This is a genomic window from Anaerobacillus sp. ABR4_321 (assembly GCF_056158505.1).
On sequence record NZ_JBSWTK010000001.1, the window covers coordinates 3,408,200 to 3,427,392 of the forward strand.

The 19,193-nt window shown below is 43.5% G+C and carries 22 protein-coding genes; 4 read left to right on the forward strand and 18 right to left on the reverse strand.

The genetic code is table 11. From position 1 onward, the window contains the following. Nucleotides 1–15 precede the first annotated feature (15 nt). The 12 genes from ACXADT_RS17835 to ACXADT_RS17890 all read right to left on the reverse strand — a co-directional run bounded on the left by ACXADT_RS17835 (nucleotide 16) and on the right by ACXADT_RS17890 (nucleotide 11,094). Nucleotides 16–645 carry a DUF6944 family repetitive protein gene (locus tag ACXADT_RS17835; protein WP_474832174.1) on the reverse strand — a complete coding sequence of 210 codons (630 nt, stop codon included), beginning with the start codon at nucleotides 643–645 and terminating at the stop codon, nucleotides 16–18. 110 nt (nucleotides 646–755) lie between these two features. Next, nucleotides 756–1,664 (reverse strand): glycine betaine ABC transporter substrate-binding protein, encoded by a 909-nt coding sequence (locus tag ACXADT_RS17840; protein ID WP_474832176.1) that lies wholly within the window; start codon nucleotides 1,662–1,664, stop codon nucleotides 756–758. A 24-nt stretch (nucleotides 1,665–1,688) separates the two neighbouring features. After that, on the reverse strand, nucleotides 1,689–2,426 hold the full coding sequence (locus ACXADT_RS17845) for an ABC transporter permease (RefSeq protein ID WP_270181340.1): 738 nt from the start codon (nucleotides 2,424–2,426) through the stop codon (nucleotides 1,689–1,691). 4 nt (nucleotides 2,427–2,430) lie between these two features. Further along, nucleotides 2,431–3,423 (reverse strand): ABC transporter ATP-binding protein, encoded by a 993-nt coding sequence (locus ACXADT_RS17850; protein WP_474832177.1) that lies wholly within the window; start codon nucleotides 3,421–3,423, stop codon nucleotides 2,431–2,433. Nucleotides 3,424–3,439: 16 nt separating this feature from the next. Further along, complete coding sequence (locus ACXADT_RS17855) at nucleotides 3,440–4,093, reverse strand: ABC transporter permease (protein ID WP_474812791.1); 654 nt, start codon at nucleotides 4,091–4,093, stop codon at nucleotides 3,440–3,442. Between the two features lie 365 nt (nucleotides 4,094–4,458). Continuing rightward, nucleotides 4,459–5,310 carry an arylamine N-acetyltransferase gene (locus ACXADT_RS17860; RefSeq protein WP_474832178.1) on the reverse strand — a complete coding sequence of 284 codons (852 nt, stop codon included), beginning with the start codon at nucleotides 5,308–5,310 and terminating at the stop codon, nucleotides 4,459–4,461. A 97-nt stretch (nucleotides 5,311–5,407) separates the two neighbouring features. Beyond that, on the reverse strand, nucleotides 5,408–6,211 hold the full coding sequence (locus ACXADT_RS17865; protein WP_474832180.1) for an MBL fold metallo-hydrolase: 804 nt from the start codon (nucleotides 6,209–6,211) through the stop codon (nucleotides 5,408–5,410). 135 nt (nucleotides 6,212–6,346) lie between these two features. Then, nucleotides 6,347–6,793 carry an LPXTG cell wall anchor domain-containing protein gene (locus tag ACXADT_RS17870; RefSeq protein ID WP_474832182.1) on the reverse strand — a complete coding sequence of 149 codons (447 nt, stop codon included), beginning with the start codon at nucleotides 6,791–6,793 and terminating at the stop codon, nucleotides 6,347–6,349. A 199-nt stretch (nucleotides 6,794–6,992) separates the two neighbouring features. Then, nucleotides 6,993–8,156 (reverse strand): iron-containing alcohol dehydrogenase, encoded by a 1,164-nt coding sequence (locus tag ACXADT_RS17875; protein ID WP_474832183.1) that lies wholly within the window; start codon nucleotides 8,154–8,156, stop codon nucleotides 6,993–6,995. Between the two features lie 63 nt (nucleotides 8,157–8,219). Beyond that, nucleotides 8,220–9,179 carry an HAAS signaling domain-containing protein gene (locus ACXADT_RS17880; RefSeq protein ID WP_474832185.1) on the reverse strand — a complete coding sequence of 320 codons (960 nt, stop codon included), beginning with the start codon at nucleotides 9,177–9,179 and terminating at the stop codon, nucleotides 8,220–8,222. Continuing rightward, the gene (locus tag ACXADT_RS17885) at nucleotides 9,166–9,510 is read right to left on the reverse strand and encodes a PadR family transcriptional regulator (protein WP_270181332.1); all 345 of its coding nucleotides are present in this window, start codon (nucleotides 9,508–9,510) and stop codon (nucleotides 9,166–9,168) included. Before ACXADT_RS17885 ends, ACXADT_RS17880 begins: the two co-directional genes overlap by 14 nt. Nucleotides 9,511–9,606: 96 nt before the next feature. After that, nucleotides 9,607–11,094: a DHA2 family efflux MFS transporter permease subunit gene (locus ACXADT_RS17890; protein ID WP_474832186.1), complete on the reverse strand. Its 1,488-nt coding sequence runs from the start codon at nucleotides 11,092–11,094 to the stop codon at nucleotides 9,607–9,609. A gap of 187 nt (nucleotides 11,095–11,281) precedes the next feature. Between ACXADT_RS17890 and ACXADT_RS17895 the strand changes: the two genes are divergently transcribed. After that, a complete protein-coding gene (locus ACXADT_RS17895) occupies nucleotides 11,282–12,169 on the forward strand; it encodes a TetR/AcrR family transcriptional regulator (protein ID WP_474832188.1) in 888 nt (295 codons plus the stop codon). Between the two features lie 181 nt (nucleotides 12,170–12,350). Then, a complete protein-coding gene (locus tag ACXADT_RS17900; protein WP_474832190.1) occupies nucleotides 12,351–13,202 on the forward strand; it encodes an STAS domain-containing protein in 852 nt (283 codons plus the stop codon). A 38-nt stretch (nucleotides 13,203–13,240) separates the two neighbouring features. Here the strand turns inward: ACXADT_RS17900 and ACXADT_RS17905 are convergent, their stop codons facing one another. The 6 genes from ACXADT_RS17905 to ACXADT_RS17930 all read right to left on the reverse strand — a co-directional run bounded on the left by ACXADT_RS17905 (nucleotide 13,241) and on the right by ACXADT_RS17930 (nucleotide 16,727). Further along, on the reverse strand, nucleotides 13,241–13,717 hold the full coding sequence (locus ACXADT_RS17905; protein WP_474832191.1) for a hypothetical protein: 477 nt from the start codon (nucleotides 13,715–13,717) through the stop codon (nucleotides 13,241–13,243). Beyond that, on the reverse strand, nucleotides 13,714–14,502 hold the full coding sequence (locus ACXADT_RS17910) for a hypothetical protein (RefSeq protein WP_474832193.1): 789 nt from the start codon (nucleotides 14,500–14,502) through the stop codon (nucleotides 13,714–13,716). Before ACXADT_RS17910 ends, ACXADT_RS17905 begins: the two co-directional genes overlap by 4 nt. A 107-nt stretch (nucleotides 14,503–14,609) precedes the next feature. Further along, nucleotides 14,610–14,960 (reverse strand): DUF805 domain-containing protein, encoded by a 351-nt coding sequence (locus tag ACXADT_RS17915; RefSeq protein WP_474832194.1) that lies wholly within the window; start codon nucleotides 14,958–14,960, stop codon nucleotides 14,610–14,612. Between the two features lie 89 nt (nucleotides 14,961–15,049). Beyond that, the gene (locus tag ACXADT_RS17920; RefSeq protein WP_270181325.1) at nucleotides 15,050–15,532 is read right to left on the reverse strand and encodes a competence protein ComK; all 483 of its coding nucleotides are present in this window, start codon (nucleotides 15,530–15,532) and stop codon (nucleotides 15,050–15,052) included. 376 nt (nucleotides 15,533–15,908) lie between these two features. Further along, nucleotides 15,909–16,403 carry an NUDIX hydrolase gene (locus ACXADT_RS17925; protein WP_474832195.1) on the reverse strand — a complete coding sequence of 165 codons (495 nt, stop codon included), beginning with the start codon at nucleotides 16,401–16,403 and terminating at the stop codon, nucleotides 15,909–15,911. A gap of 15 nt (nucleotides 16,404–16,418) precedes the next feature. Beyond that, the gene (locus tag ACXADT_RS17930; protein ID WP_474812806.1) at nucleotides 16,419–16,727 is read right to left on the reverse strand and encodes a hypothetical protein; all 309 of its coding nucleotides are present in this window, start codon (nucleotides 16,725–16,727) and stop codon (nucleotides 16,419–16,421) included. Nucleotides 16,728–16,920: 193 nt separating this feature from the next. Between ACXADT_RS17930 and egtB the strand changes: the two genes are divergently transcribed. Next, the gene (gene egtB / locus ACXADT_RS17935; protein ID WP_474832197.1) at nucleotides 16,921–18,204 is read left to right on the forward strand and encodes an ergothioneine biosynthesis protein EgtB; all 1,284 of its coding nucleotides are present in this window, start codon (nucleotides 16,921–16,923) and stop codon (nucleotides 18,202–18,204) included. Beyond that, nucleotides 18,201–19,166 carry an L-histidine N(alpha)-methyltransferase gene (gene egtD / locus ACXADT_RS17940; RefSeq protein ID WP_474832199.1) on the forward strand — a complete coding sequence of 322 codons (966 nt, stop codon included), beginning with the start codon at nucleotides 18,201–18,203 and terminating at the stop codon, nucleotides 19,164–19,166. Before egtB ends, egtD begins: the two co-directional genes overlap by 4 nt. The last annotated feature ends 27 nt before the right edge of the window (nucleotides 19,167–19,193 follow it).

Below are 19,193 nucleotides of genomic sequence, written 5' to 3' on the forward strand. Positions count from 1 at the left end.
TCATAAAGGCATTACCTACAAATAATAATATCCGCTATTCCAATCATGGAATAACCGCGGTCGGTTGTACTCTTTCGTATACCCGATTGCAGAAAGCGCGGCACCAGCTGTTTGTCCATAGCTTCCGATCGCGATCAGCTGCTGTCCTACCTTATCTTTTCCTTTCGTTATATACACGAGACCAATCGCCTCGATCGCAACAGAGATCGATTGCACCCTCTGGCCTGCTGCAATGAGCGCCGCATAATCTGAATCTAGCAGACTAGAACTTTGAGCTTCGAAGCTCGCACCGATCGATTGGATAACGTCACCAAGAATATCAATGCTCAGTCCTTCCTCCACTTCATCATTGAGTACGATCGTTCCGCCGACTACGTTTGCAATATTTCCAGCAGCCTGAAACCAGTCTCCTACAATCCCGAGCGTTTCTGCTTCACTTTCCTGAATTTTCGTTTGACCAACCGCTTGGAGGGAATTTCCCGTTGCTTCGACTGCGTTACCTAGAATATAAAGTTCGCTGCTGACTCGTTCATCTTCTTCGCTTCTATCCATAGCAGCAATCGTGTTCCCGATCGCAGCCACCGCTGCCCCGATCGTTTGAATCCATGCTCCTGTGACGATTAATCCTTCGCCGTTCCCCTCCATTCTACACACGCTCCTCACCTTCTTTATCTTATTCTAGAAAAACGAACGCGTAACAGCTTTCCCCCAACTCACAAAAAAGGTGACAGACGCTGATGTCTGCCACCTTCTCCCTATTCCTCCAATAATCCATTTTCCACAAGCCAATCGTGGGCAACGATCGAAACAGGGTTTCCTTCAATATCCACTTTGTAGTTCAACTCACGCATGATGTCGCTGTTTAATTCTTCAGCTAGTGGTGCAGTAATTTCCTCGATCTCTGGGTATTTTTCATAGATTTCTTTATTGATCGTTAGAGCTGCTCGGTACGGCGGGAAGAAGTTCTTATCATCTTCTAATGTAACCAAGCCGTATTTTACGATCGTTGGATCCGTTTCATAAGCTACTGAGAGATCAACCTGTCCATTATCCAGCGCTCGTTGCGTTAATCCGATGTCCATCTGCTTGATTTGACTCGAATCAAATTCAAAGCCATACGTTTTTTCTACGCCAGGAATACCGTCCGGTCGGTTTGCGAACTCTGCATCGGAAGCGATCGAAAGCTCTCCTGGGTTCTCATTGATATACGCTGCGAGATCACTGATCGATTCGATTCCGAGTTGTTTTGCCTTCTCTTCTTTCATCGCAATCGCGTACGTATTGTTCACGTTAGACATGTTCATCCAGTCGATATCATTCTTCTTATCGAGTTCTTTTACTTTTTCGAACGCCTTAACTGGATCAGAGATCTTATCTTGTCCCATGTACGTGATGAGAGCTGTTCCGGTATATTCCCACATCAAATCGACCTGTTCGTTTTCGAGTGCTTTTCGAACAACCGAGCTTCCCAAGTTGTTCATCTGCTTCACATCAAACCCCTCTTTCTCCAATAAGAACGTCGTCATTTCAGAAAGAAGGTACTGTTCAGTAAAGTTCTTACCCCCAACAGAAACTTGCTTCCCTCCGATTCCAAGTGTGGAGCAAGAGGTCAGCATCGAAATGATCGCGACGAGAAGGACGCCGCTCATTAATTTTCTTTTCATAAAAAACACCTCCTGTCATAACCGTTACAATTCTTGCGGTGGACGAGACCCTTCTGGCACGATTCGTCGCTCGAGTAGACGCAGTAAGTAGTCAACAAAAATGGCGAGTAGCGTGACAGGAATCGCCCCTGATATTAAGTAGCCGTTATCGAAAAGTTGAATTCCAGTGAAGATCCAAACGCCAAGACCTCCGCCTCCAACAACATAGGCAAGGGCTGCCGTACCGATGTTCAATACGATTGCTGTTCGAACACCAGCTAAAATCGAGTACGCCGCATTCGGAAGCTCGATTCTTAAAAGGATTTGAAGGGGCTTCATCCCCATCCCTCTTGCAGCATCGATTAAATTCTCATCGATCGAGTCGATGCCAGCTACCGTATTTCGATACATCGGTAACAATGAATAAACGAACAGGGCGAAAACCGCTGTTTGAAATCCGATACCAAGAATACTGATCATCAAAGCGAGTACAGCGAGACTCGGAATCGTCTGACCGAGGTTCACCGTATTCGAAACGATCCACTCAGCTCGTCGAAAGCTTTTCCTCGTAACAAGAATGCCTACAGGAATCGCTACGATCAAAGCGAGTCCAGAAGAGAGTAAGACAAGCTGCATATGCTGCTTCACAAGTAATAGAAACGTCGATGTTTCACTGAAAATATAGCCAAAATAATTGTTACTGATCGCGTAGAAAAAGAACAAAGCGACCAGTCCATAAACAGAATAGCGAACGATTTGACTAATAACCTTCTTCTTATTCATACCATCACCCTTTCTCTACCAGGGTCGGCTTCGCTTTGATTTCGAAGTGTAGATACTTCTGCACGATATCGATTGTGATCGCACCGAGCTTATTTCCTTCATCATCGACAACGATCACCTGATCTGCTTCCTGGTTTAATAGCATCGAGAGCGTATTACGAAGGTCATGGTTTACATTGATCGTGATTGTATCCGTGATGCCCTCATCAAACTCCGCAAGACCGATGATGTCTTGCAGCTCACGGATGGTATGGAGGCTCAAGCTCTTGATCGCCCGGTCCTTCCCAAAAAATTCTCGCACGAATTCACTCTTCGGTCGAACGAGCATTTCGGATGGCGTGTCGTACTGCATCAGCTCGCCTCCACGTAGTAGCACGATTTTATCCGCCATTCTGATCGCTTCATCGATATCATGACTAACGAAAAGAATCGTTTTCTTCACTTCTTTTTGAATCTGTAGAAATTCATCTTGAATCTTTTCACGAATGATCGGATCGAGCGCACCGAACGGTTCATCCATGAGCATAACGGGAGGATCTGCAGCGAGCGCACGAATGACGCCGATTCGCTGTTGCTGTCCACCAGAAAGTTCATGCGGGTAGCGCTTACCGAATTTCTCACTATCCATGCTAATCATGTTCATCAACTTTTTGAATCGTTCTTTCTTATCCTTTTTGCTCCATCCTAGAAGATCTGGAACGATCATGACGTTTTCTTCGATCGTCATGTTCGGGAACAATCCGTTACTTTGAATCACGTACCCGATCTTTCTTCGTAATTCGATCGAATCTAGTGACATCGAATCTTCACCATCAATCATGATCTTCCCATCAGATATCGATTCCAGACGGTTTACCATGCGGAGTAGCGTTGTTTTCCCACACCCAGATGGTCCGAGCAACACAACGATTTCTCCTTTTTCAACTGTAAAATCCACACTTTTAACAGCAGTGACGCCGCCATCGTATGTTTTCGTCGTTTTATCGAAAGTTATCATCTCTGCACCTCACTCTTTAATTCGCAATGCTTTTTGGTGTGTACCTTTTTTGAATCCACATCAAGAATCCATCTGCGATCATTGCTAATATTGCTACTGCAACAGACCCAGTTATGATTAAGTAATTATCTCCACGCGTGATTCCCTGCGTGATCAGAACGCCGAGACCACCTGCCCCGATATAAGCTGCGATTACACCGATACCAATATTGATCACGACTGCCGTTCGAATACCTGCCATAATGACAGGAAAAGCGTTCGGTATTTCGACGCGAAACAGCCTCTGAATCGGCTTCATCCCAAGCCCGATCGCTGCATCTCTCATCTCAGGATCTACGTTACGGATTGCGGTATATGTATTCCGTATAATGGGTAGCTGCGCGTATAACACTAGCGCAACGAAAGCTGGCACGAATCCAATACCAAGGTTCACAATCGAAAAGATCGGAATCATAACGCCAAATAGCGCGATACTCGGGATCGTCAACATGACTGACGCAATCTGAAGAACCGTCTCAGCCAGATAATCATTCGTTGTTAAATAAATGCCAAGAGGAACTCCGATCAATAGTGCAACAAGGATCGCTGCTCCGACCAAGATGGCGTGTTCTATCGTTAAATCAAAGATTCGCGGTGCATTAATCTCAAGAAACTTAAACCATTTATCCAATATAATCCCTCCTTAACCTTTAATTCCCTAAAATTACAACAGGTACCATGTTAACATAATAACTGTAATTCGTCTTCTTTCCCAAGAATACGCTCATTCGAGAACGTAAAAAAGCACATTCCTCAGCTTGGAATGTGCTTTCCTAATCAACTTGTTAAATCCCTTAATAACACGATCAAAAGAGAAGAGGTTACTCTTCTTCACCCTGACTCATGTCCCACTTTTGTCCGGACTTCCCCATGTAATAAAGGAAACCTGCAGATGATAGGATCGTTAAAAGGGCAATGATAAATCCCACCGCATTCCCTCCTTTCATGCAGTGTTTATCATTAATTTTACCACATTCTGGGATTAACATAAACTTCTTAAACTTTCGTCGCGTTCTCTCTATTAAATACATCGACTCCTAATTCACCTAGGACATCGATCGCTTCTTTTACAGGAAGGTTAGGGAGGTGAAACTCTTTCTCCATCACTTCCTTGACTTCTTCTCGCGTAGTTAACATTACTTCTTCCACACGCTGGTCGTCATACTTGATCGACAGCTTGTTGTTGATGAGAGAAAGCGTCCGGTTTTGTTCTAACTGATAGTGGTGGCAGCGTAAATGAGTAAGAAAGAAAGCACCTGATTTATTGGATTGCTCTACTGTTTCAGTGAACTCTCCAAACTCCTTCCCTTCATCCGGCTTGAAGTCCCAGTCATCTTTCACAACCTTGCCATCTCGATAGCGTACGAAGCGATAAAAGCCTTCTTGGTTTGGGTCCGGAATAATTCTTATTTCCTCGATATCATATGCGGTCAGATTATCATGATCCTTCTCAAAGTTAACCGGCTTGAAAAAAGGAGAGGCAGAACCAAAATCTGCATACCACCTTTCTCCATCGAGCTCGATGATAATGCCGATATGAGAAGAACCTAACTGTACATGATAGCCTATGAATCCTAACTCTTTTAATAGAGTCAAAGCATGAGAGTTGTTTGTGTAACACGTGCCGCCATAATCGAACTGAAACATGTTTTCTACGTATACGTCGATCGGCGGAATATGAAAGCCATTTTTCTCAAAATCTCTCAAATACAGAAGCTTACTAATGTTTTCAAAGGGGACAGCGTTTAAGTGTGCTCGACACACTTTTTCAAGAAAAGATAATGTTGGCGGCTCCTGTTCGATCCCTAATCGCTCTAGATATCTCTGTGCCCAATACGGTAACGTCATCGTGTTCCTCCTCTCTGTCTTCTATCTTATTTCAAAAAGACTCATCGTTCAGCCTTCTAAAGGAGGAAATTCACCTTAGACTTTGTATCTAGACGCTTCACTTTCCGAGCTCCCGCTTAGCGACCATTTTATTATCATCATGAACACCACTCATAAAATTGAAGAACGTAAACTTCTCCTTCATGTGTTCTTGTAATCCATCATCTTCATTTGGTAGTTGTTGAAGGTAGTGCATCGTAAAGTCGAGGCGGCTCTCCATTTCACGCTTCTCTTCCGTTGTTCGACCGTGTCCTGGCACATGCAGCTTGATATCGTATCGAGAAAAAATCATCTCAGCTTTCTCGATCGTCCGAACATAATCGAGATAGCTGCCTGTTATGAAAGGAAATTCGACGTCTGATAAGTAATCACCCGACAGAAAGATGCCGTACGGTTCGACGACGGTGAAGATCCCATCGTCTGTGTGTCCCGGCGCTTTGTAAAACGTTAACGTGACGTCTCCCACTTCAAGCTTCTGTTCATCATGTGTTACGACCACATCGACTTCAGGATAAACATGCTCATACGAGCGTTCTAAATAACGAGCTTCATCAAACTCTCGGTTTTCTTGAACGATTTTCTCTTTATCTGGATACGTAGCGAACGCTTCAGAAGCGAAAACGACCGCATTAGGAAAGGCACCCGCTCCAATGATATGGTCATAGTCGTTATGTGTGTAGATGATATAAAGTTGCTTGCTGCCGAGAAGACTTTCAACGTACTTCTTAATCCCTTCTACCTCGACCGGCAGCCAGTTCGGATCCGTTATGATCACGGCATCATCTGTCTCGATCACTGCTGAGGTCGTCATATACAACGAACTTTGAAACACGGTTACATTCTTCTTCTGGAATTGAATCATACCTTCACGCTCCTATAACTAACATTTCTCTTTCCTATTCCACATTCCCTTCGACAAAAAACGGGTGGTTCCTGTGACAGATCCCACAAAAAAAGACAGGCGCCAGCCTGTCTTTCATTTGGGATGATTTACACTTTATTCATGAGCTTTACGTTTAACAAAAAGTAATGCACCAATCACGATAACGAGCATTCCTAAAAGCATAAAGGCAGGGTAGTTCGTAGCAGTGTCTGGCATTGCATCGCCTTGTTCTTCAGAGTCACTTGCTTCTGTTGTATCATCCGTTGCTGAATCGTCTGAAGCTTCATCAGAAGATTCATCCGACGTTGCGTCGTCAGACCCATTTACCGGTGTGCCAGCGACATATGTACTGTCATAGCCACTTAAACTTTCGCACACAATGCCGTCATCATCTCGATCTAAGTCATGTGGATCGTTTGCTGGGTCATTGTTGTTAAAAAAAGTTTGGGCTTCTTGCCAAGTGCTAAAATCTCCACAATCTTTGTCAGTTTCTGCAAGACCAATGTTAGCAAAACCAAACACCATCAAAAGCGTAACGACTGTAGATACTACCTTCTTCATAAAACTCCTCCTTGTTCAGAATTTTCTAAATCATCCCACCACCAGACTATCAACCATAAATTGGAAAGTCACACAATAGGGCTTGATATCCATAAAAATGGTAAGAAGTATCTACGTCCAGAACCTGCAGAATCTAACCGAATAAAAATGAGCCACACTCTGAATCTTAGTAGATTAGGGTGTGGCTCAAAGCTATTCCTTACTTCGAACGATTCAATATATCCATTACACTTTCACCATCAAGCTCTTTATACGTCCCTACCCCTGGCTTGATGAACGTCTTCTCTACGATCGTTTCGAACTCACTGTCATCGATGTCATAATCACGCAACGTGCTCGGTGCTCCGATCGAGTTCCAGAACGCTCGAAGTTTGCGCGCCCCTTCACGTGCAACCTCTTCATCGCTCTTGCCTGATGGAGCGACATCCAACACGTTAACCGCAAGCTGCTTCACACGAGATGGATCTTCTTCAAGCACATGTTCGAGCCAGTTTGGGAATAGGATCGCAAGTCCTCCACCGTGCGGGATATCGTACACAGCTGAAATCGCATGCTCGATGCGGTGTGTCGCCCAGTCCCCACCGTCAGTACCGTTCATCAGCGTCCCGTTAAACGCCGTCGTACTGATGTACATCATCGTTTCTCGATGCTCATACGAGTGAAGGTCGTTTACGAGCTTCGGCCCAGTTTCGATCGCAGTACGTAAAAGAGATTCGATGAACCCATCGATCATCGGCGTGTTCTCCGTTCGATGGAAGTAGTGCTCGAGTGCATGAGACATGCTGTCGACAATACCGTACACCGTCTGATTTTCTGGTACTGAGAATGTATTCTCAGGGTCTAGAATCGAAAACGTAGGATAAACAAGCACAGATCCCCAGCCGAGCTTATCTTTCGTTTCCCAGTTGGTGATTACTGATACGGAGTTCATTTCTGAACCTGTAGCGGCTAGCGTAAGTACCGTTCCGATCGGTAGTGCATCCTCAATCGGCGCTTTTTGCGTGATGAGCTCCCACACATCACCATCATACTTCGCACCGATTGCGATTGCCTTCGTGCAGTCGATCACGCTACCTCCACCTACTGCTAAAAGAAAATCGATCCCTTCATTTTTACAGATCTCGACCCCTTTACGAACTGTGGTTAACCGCGGGTTTGGCTCTACGCCTGATAACTCATGAATCTCTGCACCTACAGAATAGAGCTGCTCCATCACTTTATCGTAAACACCGTTTTTCTTAATGCTTCCGCCTCCGTATACGACGAGCACGTTCGATTGCTTTTTGATTTCAGATGATAGCTGCTCCATCTGACCTTTACCAAAATAAAGCTTTGTTGGATTGTATTGTAGAAATGTATTCATGGTTGCACCTCAGTTTTAAGTTTGATTACGTTAGTTAGTTTATCATATAGAAACAGAAAGGAGTCAGGCACGTGCCTGACTCCCTCTTTTGAATCCTTTCCAAGCTTCGTATGCGTTGATCCCAACCACCACAATCGCAGTGATGATGAGAGTACGTTCTAGATAACTTTCCGGTAATGGAAAATAAGTTGCGATCTTGGAATGAATAATGTTGTTATTAAAAATGATCAAGAGGAAGACGGTTGTCGAAAAGGCAAGTTGAAGCGTATTTAGAATCGCCATTCGCTTCGTCCAAACCCCAGCCACTAGCTTATACGCTGCGAGGAGAACCTCACCGATCAAAGCAGCTACGGCAAGCGGCCAATATGAAAGCAACACGTCGTTATTGAATAGAGGTGCGGCCATTTCTCCATTTTGGATCACACCGATCAGACTCGATGCATTGAAATAAAGTGCCGCAAGTACAGCCGTCCAAAAAAGATCCCAAAAGATCTCCATCTTCTTAACAGCTTTCTCAGTTAAATAACTCGGTGATTTTTTCAAGTCGTCAGGTGACCATTTCTTTATCGTTTCCTTTTTATGCTCTGTTCTTTCAAAAATCACAAACCCAAGCGTCACCCAGAAGAGGACCTGGAGCGTAACATCAAAGAAGACAGCGAACGCATTTCCTATCGCCATCCAGAAGATCTCGATTACCGAGATGACTCCGGAATGTTCGATGAAATCCACGGTTAATAACGAAAGAAAAGAAATGAGGAGGACGATTGGCAGAAGAATTTTCAGTAGCAAAACGTACGACTCAAAATACTTCGGCCCAATAAGATGCATAGGCCAATTTTTATAACCGTTCGCCAACATAAACGGACTTCCAAGTTCACGTAATGCAGCCTTCTCCTCTTCTTCACTGTAATCTTCAGGCAGCGTATCATAGATCGTTGACCTTAGTTCTAGGGCGATATCTTCCCGCTCCTTTTCTGGCAGCCTTCTCGTCACTTCTCCAATATACGCTTCAATCAACTTCACGTGATTCGTCTCCTTTCAGAAGGGAGTGAAGTTCCGCAGAAGTCTTCTCCCACTCTTCCTTTAATTGGCCATAAATTTCTGTTCCAAATTCACTCAGTACATAATACTTTCTTGGTCTCTTCTCCGTCGTATCCCAACTGCTCGTGACAAGCTCTTGCTTTTCTAGCCTTCGTAGAAGTGGATATAACGTGCTTTGTTCGATCGTGACCCCTGACTTTTCAAGAGACTGAACGAGTGAATACCCATACTGCGGAGATCTCAACTGACTGAGCACAGCAAGGGTTAATGTCCCCCTTCTAAGCTCGGTTACTAAAGAATTCAACAACGTCATACCATCACTGCTTTCTATTACTGTATGTCGTACACTATCTATACTATGTATCATACAGTAATGTGTGAGAAACAGCAATAGAAAATAAAGAAAGGATCAGGCACGCGCCTGACCCCTTACGATGATCGTTTCGTCTGATTGTTTGTCTGATTGCTCTTCGACTCTTCCTGGTCTCCTGATGAAGAATGCTAGCAGCAGTGCGACACCCGCTATAAATGTTGCGACGAAGAAAGCAAAGTTAATGCCTTCAAGCATCGCTTTCATCATGATCTGCTGCTCACTCACTCCCGAAACAGCTAGCTCTGAAGCTGTTGATTCGGTTCGAGTCGACATCACCGTAACGAGCAGTGCCGTACCGATCGCACCAGAAACCTGATTCAACGTGTTGTTCATAGCTGTTCCGTGCGGATAAAACTTCGCTGGCAGCTGATTCAGCCCATTCGTTGAGACAGGCATCATCACCATCGACATTCCAAACATTCGTACGGCATGAAGAATCATTAAATACGTGTAGGTCGTTTCGAACGATAGCGTACTAAATAAGTAAGTAGTTGCTACCGTAATCGTTAGACCGGTCATCGCTAGGATGCGACCACCATATTTATCAAAAAGTTTACCGGTTATCGGTGACATGAGTGCCATCACGAGCGCACCTGGTAACATCATGAGTCCAGCATCAAACGGCGAGATTCCACGAATGGTCTGAACATAAATCGGCAATAGCAGCATGCCAGAAAACAGTGCCATATTGATCACCATCGTAATCGAAGACGATAAGGCGAACATTGGATATTTAAAAATCGTAAAGTTCAGCATCGGTCGTTCTAGTTTCGACTGTCTGATGATAAAAGTAACGAGTGAAATGACGCCTACAGCAAGTGTGACCGTCACGTGCGGGCTTTCCCATCCTTTGCTGCCTGCAGAACTGAATCCATAAAGAATGCCTCCGAAACCTGCACTAGATAGAACGAGTGACATAAGATCGAGCTTTAACGTTACTTTTTCTTTTTTATCCTTTAATAAGAAGAAACCTAGCAGTAACACACTGATTGCGATCGGCGTGACGAAGTGAAACAGCATTCTCCAGTCGTAATGTTCGATGATCCACCCTGATAGGGTTGGGCCGATTGCTGGTGCTGCCATCAAGATTAAGCCGAAAACCCCCATCGCTGCGCCGCGCTTTTCGATCGGAAAACTAACAAGCATTACGTTCATCAGTAGCGGCATCATGATTGCTGACCCTGACGCTTGCAGCATTCTTCCTCCTAACAGAACAGGAAATACATCTGCCATCCCCGCAATGATCGTTCCGATTGAGAACAATGCCATCGCTACTAAAAACAAGCGTCGCACAGAAAATTTTTCAATTAAAAAAGCTGTGGCAGGAATCAGGATTCCATTCACGAGCATAAATCCAGTCGTCAGCCACTGAACGGTAGCTGTACCGATTTGTAAATCCGCCATAATGGACGGAAGTGCGATATTCAAAAGTGTATTATTTAAAAATGCAATGAACGCTCCGACGATGAGTACAGCAAGAACGCCATACTGTGGACGAGGTGTTTCATTAACTGCTGCATTCATGTTGATCCTCTCCTATACTACCAGTTCATTTTTTATACCATAAGTTCACTACGACTATTTTATACCATCGGTTCATTTTAATCAACACCTTTGTATCTCCTTCTACAAAGGCATTTGTTCTTTATCAGAAAATGATGTATTATCAAATTTATACAGGTAGTACATTAATACACAGGGTGATGATACAGTGAACGATCGAAAACAACAGGTAATCATTAAATCTCATGAACTTTTCATCGACAGAGGCTTTCACGCAACGTCGATTCAAGATATTCTCGACTATACAGGTATTTCAAAAGGAACGTTCTATAACTACTTTTCATCAAAGAACGAGCTTTTGATCGCGCTCTTCAAAACGTTATTGAATGAGATGGAGGCAAAGCGCGATCGCTTATTAACTGGAAAAGATTCTGCAAGTATCGAAGTTTTTAAGAAGCAGATCGAAACACAAATGAACACGAATCGAAAGAACCGCCTTCTCACGCTTTTTGAAGAAGTTGTTCTATCACCAGATGAAGAGATTAAAGAGTACATCAAGGAAAGTCAGGCAAGGATGCTGCAGTGGGTTTATCATCGTTTTGAGGATTTGTTCAGCGTGGATGCTAAACCTTACTTACTCGATTGTGCGATTATGTTTCTAGGCATTCTTCACCACAACACAAAATATTACGCGCGCACGCACGGTTCTACCGTGAACATTCAGCTCGTCGTGAACTACACGGTTAACCGAATTGAGAGAATCGTGAAAGAAGTAACTGAGAGCGGTGAACAATTGATCGAACCAGATGATCTCAAAAACTGGCTTCCTGATGCAGAGCTTAAAGACCAATCTCGGAAAGAGTTACTGAACGACGCGATCCTATGTATGAAGAAGAAGCTAAAATCTTCAAATGATTATGCGCAGTACAATGAGCTTCTTGAATTTATTAGAGACGAATTCACGCAGTCAAAAGACCCTCGTCATCACTTGATGAAGAGCGCCCTCACAACACTTCAATCTTCTATTCCCTCCTCTGTTTCTCGCGACCTTGAGAAAGTAGAAAAGATTATTATAGGGAGCCAGGCACGCGCCTAACTCCCTTTTACTATTTAATGTTTGCACTTCTCCATTTTCTTCAGTAACATGAGAAGGAATGATGCAATCTTTTGACGAATGCACGCTCATTTTGTCTTCTATTGAATGATATACCACTGTACATCTAGACCTAAGGTTAAATCAGATACGAGATCGAGAAGGTTTGAGAGGAGAAAATGATATGCAACGTAATATAGAGCTCCATGATTTTCTGTTAAATAAAGCAGAGCAGCTAAACGAAGAATGGTACCAATCACTTGATAAATCAGATCCAGAGGGCGTTTACTCATCAAATGATCCGAAGGTGATCGAGAACCTTAAAGCTCAAAACATGGCGTTTCATCACCATCTTTGCAAAATATTTGTGATGGAAAAAGAACAGTTTTTTAAAGAATTCGATGAATGGATCATGGAGATTGCTACGGATGCAGAGCACATTAAAACCCCTACCCATTTGATTATGAGGGAGTTTTTAAGGGTTCGTGAGCAGTACCTTACGTACATACAAGAATTTATCAACCAGCAAGACTACCCGATTCCACAAGAAAAGATCGATCTTTGGAAAACGGTGATCTATGACTCGTTTGATATCGTCATGATGCGTGTGTTTGAAGGAAAGGCGGAGCATCTCAACAAGAGAATTGAAGAGCAGCAGAAAACGATCAATGACTTAAGCTCTCCACTCATCTCTTTACAAAAGGGACAGGCACTTCTTCCGATCATCGGCGACATCGATGATGAACGCGCTTCAGCCATCATCGATAACACGCTGACAGGCTGTATTGAAAAAGGTGTCAATCATTTGTTCTTAGATCTGTCAGGCGTCTACATGGTCGACACGATGGTCGCTCAACAAATCTTCCAATTGCTCACAGGTCTCAAGCTCATCGGTGTATCAGCTACACTTTCAGGCATTCGCCCTGAGATCGCTCAAACCGCCGTACAGCTCGGTATCGACTTCGGATCAGTGAACATCACATCGAACCTTGCTCAGGCAATGACAAATAGTACAGACATGGAAATTGAAGAATAAAAAACAGGCTGTAGAGTGCATCTCTACAGCCTTTATCGTTACGAGCCGCTTTCCACTTTTGCTAAACCCATCGCAAAATGTTCCCATAAGATCTTCTCTACCTTTTCACTAATAGATGACTCACACTCTACGATCAAAATTAAATCCGCTTGTTTCCGCCTCACTCTTTTCTTCCCCTTCTCTGTTTGCCAAAAGATGATTAACCTGATGATAACACCTAATACGAAACCCGATGCCGCTCCGATCAGCCCCCAATAGATCGGTCCCCATGCTAACTCAAATCCGATGCTTGCAGTAATAACGGAAAATGCAGTAGCTAACGGCAAGCCAATGTCGATAAGGGATATACCATCAGAGCTGTGTAGTGTATCAAAAAGCTTTTTCGTTTCTGCTCGTTTGTCAAGCGGCACTGCGTATATTTTTTCACGTGAGATGCCCTGCTTTTCAAGGTTTGAAATTGCAATTTCAAGGTAGGAATGATTTTCGAACGTGGAGAATAGTTGCACACGCTTCATGACATCTTCGTTCCTTTCTTAATAATGAAACTTGGAGACTGATACGTCTTTAGGAGATATCTCCTTTGTTCTTTTTTATAAAGCTTATTATTTTCTACGGTATTTATATATGCATCGAAAATCGCAAAACCATAAAGAGAAGGAAGCATCAACAGCCAATCAGGCTGGATTACTGAAGTCGCTTTACTCGTTTCACCTAAGAAAAGTAAGGAGACAGCCTCAAGAGCTTGTGAATAGTAGAAAAACGTTACCCCCCATACAACAATAAAAAAGGCTGTGAAAATGCGGTGAATATACAATTGCCCTAGGCCCGGCATTAAGAAAGACCATAATGCAGCCATGATTGGACTCCGTTTATCCAAATAGTTCACCTCAAACGCACCCATACTAAATGTATTGATTCGATGATCCTCCATATCAGCTAAAATATACACTTTATTCATATCTACGGTCGTTCGGTAAGTATCCCATATCGCAAAAAGGTAGACTGGTATGTAGATAAGTAACCACCTTGTATCCAATACTTCCTTTGCCTGCTGTATTTCACCTTGAAATGAATAAATCATAGCGGTATTGACATGTGCATTCATATTTACGATGACTTCCCAAGCAAATAACATGAACCCTCGTATATACTTTGAAAGCAGCAAATGACCAAACCCGGGAAACGCTGCTGACCACCATGCCATTACATACGGATTCCGCAAATGAAGTTGTGTGGTTCCCCACGTACTCACATGTGCCCTATAGCGCCTTGCTGTATTGTCGTTCGAATAACTGTCCATGTTTTAAACACCTTCTATTTATCAGTCATTCTTTATTTTACTTATATTAGAAAATACTATCCATTTCATAAAAAAAACTGCCAGCACCGAAGCACTGGCAGTTTTCATTAAATCTGAGCAAGTTTAGGACTTGAACCGTACTTGTTTTCATCCTCACTATCGAGTACTAGGAAAACAATCAAAATGATCGAACCAATGATCGGGATGAGTGAAATCAGGACCCACCAACCACTTTTACCAGTATCATGCAAGCGTCTAACGGCGACGGCTAACGATGGCAGGAAAACGGCGAGTGTATAGATAGAAGTGAGCACAACCCCCATATCCGCTGCAGTTTGAATCCATGAAAGAAGAACACAAATGATGACGTGAACTAGAAAAAACATCCAATACTCTTTCCGTCGAGCTCTTCCTTTAAAATTCACATAATCCTTTAGCACCTTCAAATACCAGCTCATCGCGATTCCTCCTCTGTCTCACATTGATGATTTGCAAGCTACAACTAAATGTATATTCGGACAGAGAGGAATGTACGACTTTTTTTGTGCTAACAATAGACCGGATTATTTGAGTAGTGACTGATACACCGTCCCATCCTTTCCATTTGTTTCTGAAGCCTCGAAAGCGATACGGGGACTTCTAGCTTTAAACCACTATGAAAATGGACCATCGACGAATTCTTAGTTAGTGATGTCATGTTCCTCACATGGTGATAGAAGATCCAGGAACACTCAAGATTATCAGGGGATTCAGTAGGAAAGGCGCATATTCCGTTTGAGGTAGAGATGACGATTGGCGTTTGGTGCTCATATTTCAGGTGATACACCATCGCTTTTCGTCGTCCTTCATATGTAGATCCCCCTTCAAGGCAAGCATCTCGAATCAAATCGATCTGAGTTCGTTTCGATAAATAAACGCCTGATCGATCGTAGATTCTCGTTTCGTTCACAAGTTCTTTTGCCGGTAGCAACGCTTCCGTTGTACGGCTGATTTCGTACTCTAAAACCATTTCTTCGCATAAAATTGTCATTCTCTTTTTATCCCCTTCAGTATATTGTTCAGGAACACCCATTTCAGTTCCACTTATGGTTAAGAAGCGGTATACTTATGAAAGTTGGTTTCTTAAACCAGCGACGCCTCTGAATGTACTCTTACCAGGAACTGCATTCAGAGGTCTCTTATGTACCAGTCCATCCTCCTATCGACATCAAAAATTGCACACTTCAAAACCCTCATGCGAACACGAGGACTGCCAACTCCTTTTTTAATTTCTGGAATATTTTCACACCTCCTAATCCGATTATAATGAACTATCTGAAATTTAGGAATACTTTTTAGGTAGATTTTACCTATTTTATTTTCATTGTAAAATAAAACAGCTGATAACCGTTCAAAGGTTACCAGCATTAAGACTTTCTCTCGATTTCATGAATGATTTCTTGGTACACGGCATTCCATTTCGGATAGTAGGCACTTACTTTTTCCGGGGAGATGAAGCGCCTTTCACTTGATTCATACTCACCGCCAAAAGGATGAACGTCCGTGATTTCCATGCTGTAGAACACTTGATAACCTACTTTAGGATAGCGGCTCGACTCATTCCACTGTTCATTTTCACTGTGATCGACGACGATGGAGCCGAGCAGCGTACAGTTTCCAGACACATACCCCTCTTCAAAAGCTTCTCGTCGAAAACATGTCTCAGCTGTTTCTCCCTCTTCAATGTGCCCGCCCGGGAAATCCCATCCTCTATCATTCAGATTCACAAGAAGAAGCTCACCATCCTTAAAACAAAAGCCGTGTACGCTCGTAATGAGCTCACGTTCGGGAAGCTCACTGCCCGGTCTCCACGTTAACGTTAGACGTGACTCTCCCCATGTTACGACCGTAGATGTTAACACCTCATCACCATCCTCTTATCTCGAATCCCGCTTCCCTATCCCAACCGCTAATCCAATGAAAATATACGCATACGAAAGAATGATCATCTCAAGAAATCCAATTCCGAAGAGCATCGGTCCTTCATTATGGCCATCGGTGTAATAACCACCACCAATCATATACATGCCAACAAGAAGATAAATCATTACAGAAATCGAGATGAGAATCTTCCCAGAAAGCGCGAACCGGTATTTCATCACGACCGTCGAAAATACAACAAGATAACCGATTCCTAACAAAAGCAACAAAATAGGAATATACATTGGCTCATATACATCATTCATACTGTTTCTTCACTCCATCCAAGTTTGGCAATTCCCACTTTATTATTCCAAACTTATCCAACTAGAGCAACAGAATAATAGATTATCGCACATCACACTTGAAAAACAGGATTTTTAAGAGACGGTGTGTAATTGTAAGAATGCAGGAAAGTATTTTCTTTTGATAATCCATAACCGATTCGAGGAGGAACACATGTTACAACACATTGAATCCACTGAGTTACGAAATCATTTGCGAAAGTCTTATAGAGACGTAAGAGAGATGACGATGAAACTCGTTCAACCACTCGAAACAGAAGATTATGTGATCCAGTCGCACCCTGATGTCAGCCCTCCTAAGTGGCATATGGCACATACGACATGGTTTTTTGAAACATTTATTTTAAAAGACTACCGTGAAAACTACGTTTCCTTTCATGAGGAGTTTGAGTATTTGTTCAACTCCTACTACGAAAGCGTCGGCAGCTTCTTTCCGAGACATTCAAGAGGACTATTAAGTCGACCAGGCGTTGAAAAGGTAAAGCAGTATCGGTCTGATATCGATTCTGAGATCACTCTTTTGATCGAAGAACTCGACGAAAAGAAATTACGTGAAGTAGCGAATTTAATTGAAATCGGACTGCATCATGAGCAGCAGCACCAGGAACTTCTTATGACAGACGTGAAATACAATTTCTCGATCAATCCGTTGAAGCCAATTTACCTTGAACTCGAAACGACCACAAAAGACGTAGCACCTCCGCTCGAATGGGCACGTTTTGAAGGTGGACTTTTTGAGATCGGAATCGATGAAGGAGAGCGTTTTTCGTTCGATAACGAACGGCCGGTACATAAGGTTTGGCTAAACCCGTTTGAACTAGCGACAAGAACGGTTACGAACGGAGAGTTCCTTGCTTTTATAGAAGACGGCGGGTATGAACGAGCTGAATTCTGGCTGTCAGACGGCTGGGCAACGGTAAAGAATCAACAATGGAAGGCACCGCTTCATTGGGAAGAGCGAAATGGAGAATGGTACACGCTCACAATGCATGGCTTCGTTCCCCTTAACAAAGAAGATCCTGTCACACACGTCAGCTACTATGAAGCAGAAGCATTCGCAAGCTGGGCAGGGAAACGTCTTCCAACTGAAGCGGAATGGGAAGTTGCCGTCCGAGATCAACCGATTTCAGGAAACTTTGTTGAAGACGGTATCTATCATCCAGTCGCCTCTATTAAAGACGACGAAGGCCAGATCAAAAAAGCGTACGGCGACGTGTGGGAGTGGACGAAAAGTCCATACATGGCGTACCCAGGGAACAAACCTCTAGACGGCGCGCTCGGTGAATACAACGCAAAGTTCATGAGCAGTCAGATGGTACTGCGCGGCGGGTCTTGCGTTACATCTGCGTCTCATATACGTCCAACGTACCGAAACTTCTTCGGACCTGACAAACGCTGGCAGTTTACAGGCATTCGCCTTGCAGGAGACCAGACATGATCAACGCGAGCCTCCGAATCATCGACCAGCTCACTACACAGCCCGATCGTTTTCATGAAGCTCTCGAAGGCTTAACAGCACAAAAGAAAACCCTGCCTCCTAAGTTTCTCTATGACCAGACGGGATCAGAGTTGTTCGAACAGATCACGAAGCTTGAAGAATATTATCCTACTCGAACAGAACTCTCGATTATGGAAGAATCGCTCGATGAGATGATGCGTCTCATCGGAACGGGTTCCACAATCATCGAGTTTGGTAGCGGCGCGAGTCGAAAGATCCGTCTGTTGCTCGAGTCAGGTATGATTTCTGAATACGTACCGATCGACATCGCAAAATCGTTCCTTAAGGAATCTTCAGAGCAGCTTGCTACTGATTATCCTAACGTCGACATTACCGGAATCGTGGCCGACTATACCGGAGAACTGAAGCTCCCTCAAGAAATCCTTGATCCTTCAAAGAAAAAAACCGTCTTCTTTCCAGGCTCGACGATCGGAAACTTTGAGAAAAAAGAAGCGGAAAGCTTTCTATCAACTATCGCGAATCTACTATTGCCAGGAGATGGGTTATTGATCGGAGTCGATACAAAGAAAGATCCTTCCGTTTTCCATGATGCTTATAATGATAGAAAAGGTGTGACATCACGTTTTAACCTCAATATGCTTGAACACTTAAACCGGGAGCTCGACGCCGATTTTAACCTCGATACGTTTAAACACTATGCGTATTACAACGCGCCGATGGGACGGGTCGAGATGCATCTCGTCAGCATGATCGAGCAGACCGTTACGATTGGAGACGAATTGATTTCTTTCAGAGAGCATGAGACGATTCATACCGAGAACTCCTATAAATATAGCATCGATGAGTTTAAGAAACTCGCATTGCGTTCAGGGTTCCTGTCTGAAGCGATCTGGACAGATGACGATCAATTGTTCAGCATCCACTATCTTAAGGTTGAATAACTTCTCAATCTAGTAAAAGAGAGCGAA

What these genes read in the sequence shown, in the direction of transcription:
- ACXADT_RS17870 (WP_474832182.1), bottom strand. Translation starts at nt 6,793, where the DNA reads ATGAAGAAGGTAGTATCTACAGTCGTTACGCTTTTGATGGTGTTTGGT.
- ACXADT_RS17890 (WP_474832186.1), bottom strand. Translation starts at nt 11,094, where the DNA reads ATGAATGCAGCAGTTAATGAAACACCTCGTCCACAGTATGGCGTTCTT.
- ACXADT_RS17885 (WP_270181332.1), bottom strand. Translation starts at nt 9,510, where the DNA reads ATGACGTTGTTGAATTCTTTAGTAACCGAGCTTAGAAGGGGGACATTA.
- ACXADT_RS17910 (WP_474832193.1), bottom strand. Translation starts at nt 14,502, where the DNA reads ATGGACAGTTATTCGAACGACAATACAGCAAGGCGCTATAGGGCACAT.
- ACXADT_RS17850 (WP_474832177.1), bottom strand. Translation starts at nt 3,423, where the DNA reads ATGATAACTTTCGATAAAACGACGAAAACATACGATGGCGGCGTCACT.
- ACXADT_RS17835 (WP_474832174.1), bottom strand. Translation starts at nt 645, where the DNA reads ATGGAGGGGAACGGCGAAGGATTAATCGTCACAGGAGCATGGATTCAA.
- egtD (WP_474832199.1), top strand. Translation starts at nt 18,201, where the DNA reads ATGATCAACGCGAGCCTCCGAATCATCGACCAGCTCACTACACAGCCC.
- ACXADT_RS17845 (WP_270181340.1), bottom strand. Translation starts at nt 2,426, where the DNA reads ATGAATAAGAAGAAGGTTATTAGTCAAATCGTTCGCTATTCTGTTTAT.
- ACXADT_RS17905 (WP_474832191.1), bottom strand. Translation starts at nt 13,717, where the DNA reads ATGAAGCGTGTGCAACTATTCTCCACGTTCGAAAATCATTCCTACCTT.
- ACXADT_RS17930 (WP_474812806.1), bottom strand. Translation starts at nt 16,727, where the DNA reads ATGAATGATGTATATGAGCCAATGTATATTCCTATTTTGTTGCTTTTG.
- egtB (WP_474832197.1), top strand. Translation starts at nt 16,921, where the DNA reads ATGTTACAACACATTGAATCCACTGAGTTACGAAATCATTTGCGAAAG.
- ACXADT_RS17875 (WP_474832183.1), bottom strand. Translation starts at nt 8,156, where the DNA reads ATGAATACATTTCTACAATACAATCCAACAAAGCTTTATTTTGGTAAA.
- ACXADT_RS17860 (WP_474832178.1), bottom strand. Translation starts at nt 5,310, where the DNA reads ATGACGTTACCGTATTGGGCACAGAGATATCTAGAGCGATTAGGGATC.
- ACXADT_RS17900 (WP_474832190.1), top strand. Translation starts at nt 12,351, where the DNA reads ATGCAACGTAATATAGAGCTCCATGATTTTCTGTTAAATAAAGCAGAG.
- ACXADT_RS17865 (WP_474832180.1), bottom strand. Translation starts at nt 6,211, where the DNA reads ATGATTCAATTCCAGAAGAAGAATGTAACCGTGTTTCAAAGTTCGTTG.
- ACXADT_RS17840 (WP_474832176.1), bottom strand. Translation starts at nt 1,664, where the DNA reads ATGAAAAGAAAATTAATGAGCGGCGTCCTTCTCGTCGCGATCATTTCG.
- ACXADT_RS17915 (WP_474832194.1), bottom strand. Translation starts at nt 14,960, where the DNA reads ATGAGCTGGTATTTGAAGGTGCTAAAGGATTATGTGAATTTTAAAGGA.
- ACXADT_RS17920 (WP_270181325.1), bottom strand. Translation starts at nt 15,532, where the DNA reads ATGACAATTTTATGCGAAGAAATGGTTTTAGAGTACGAAATCAGCCGT.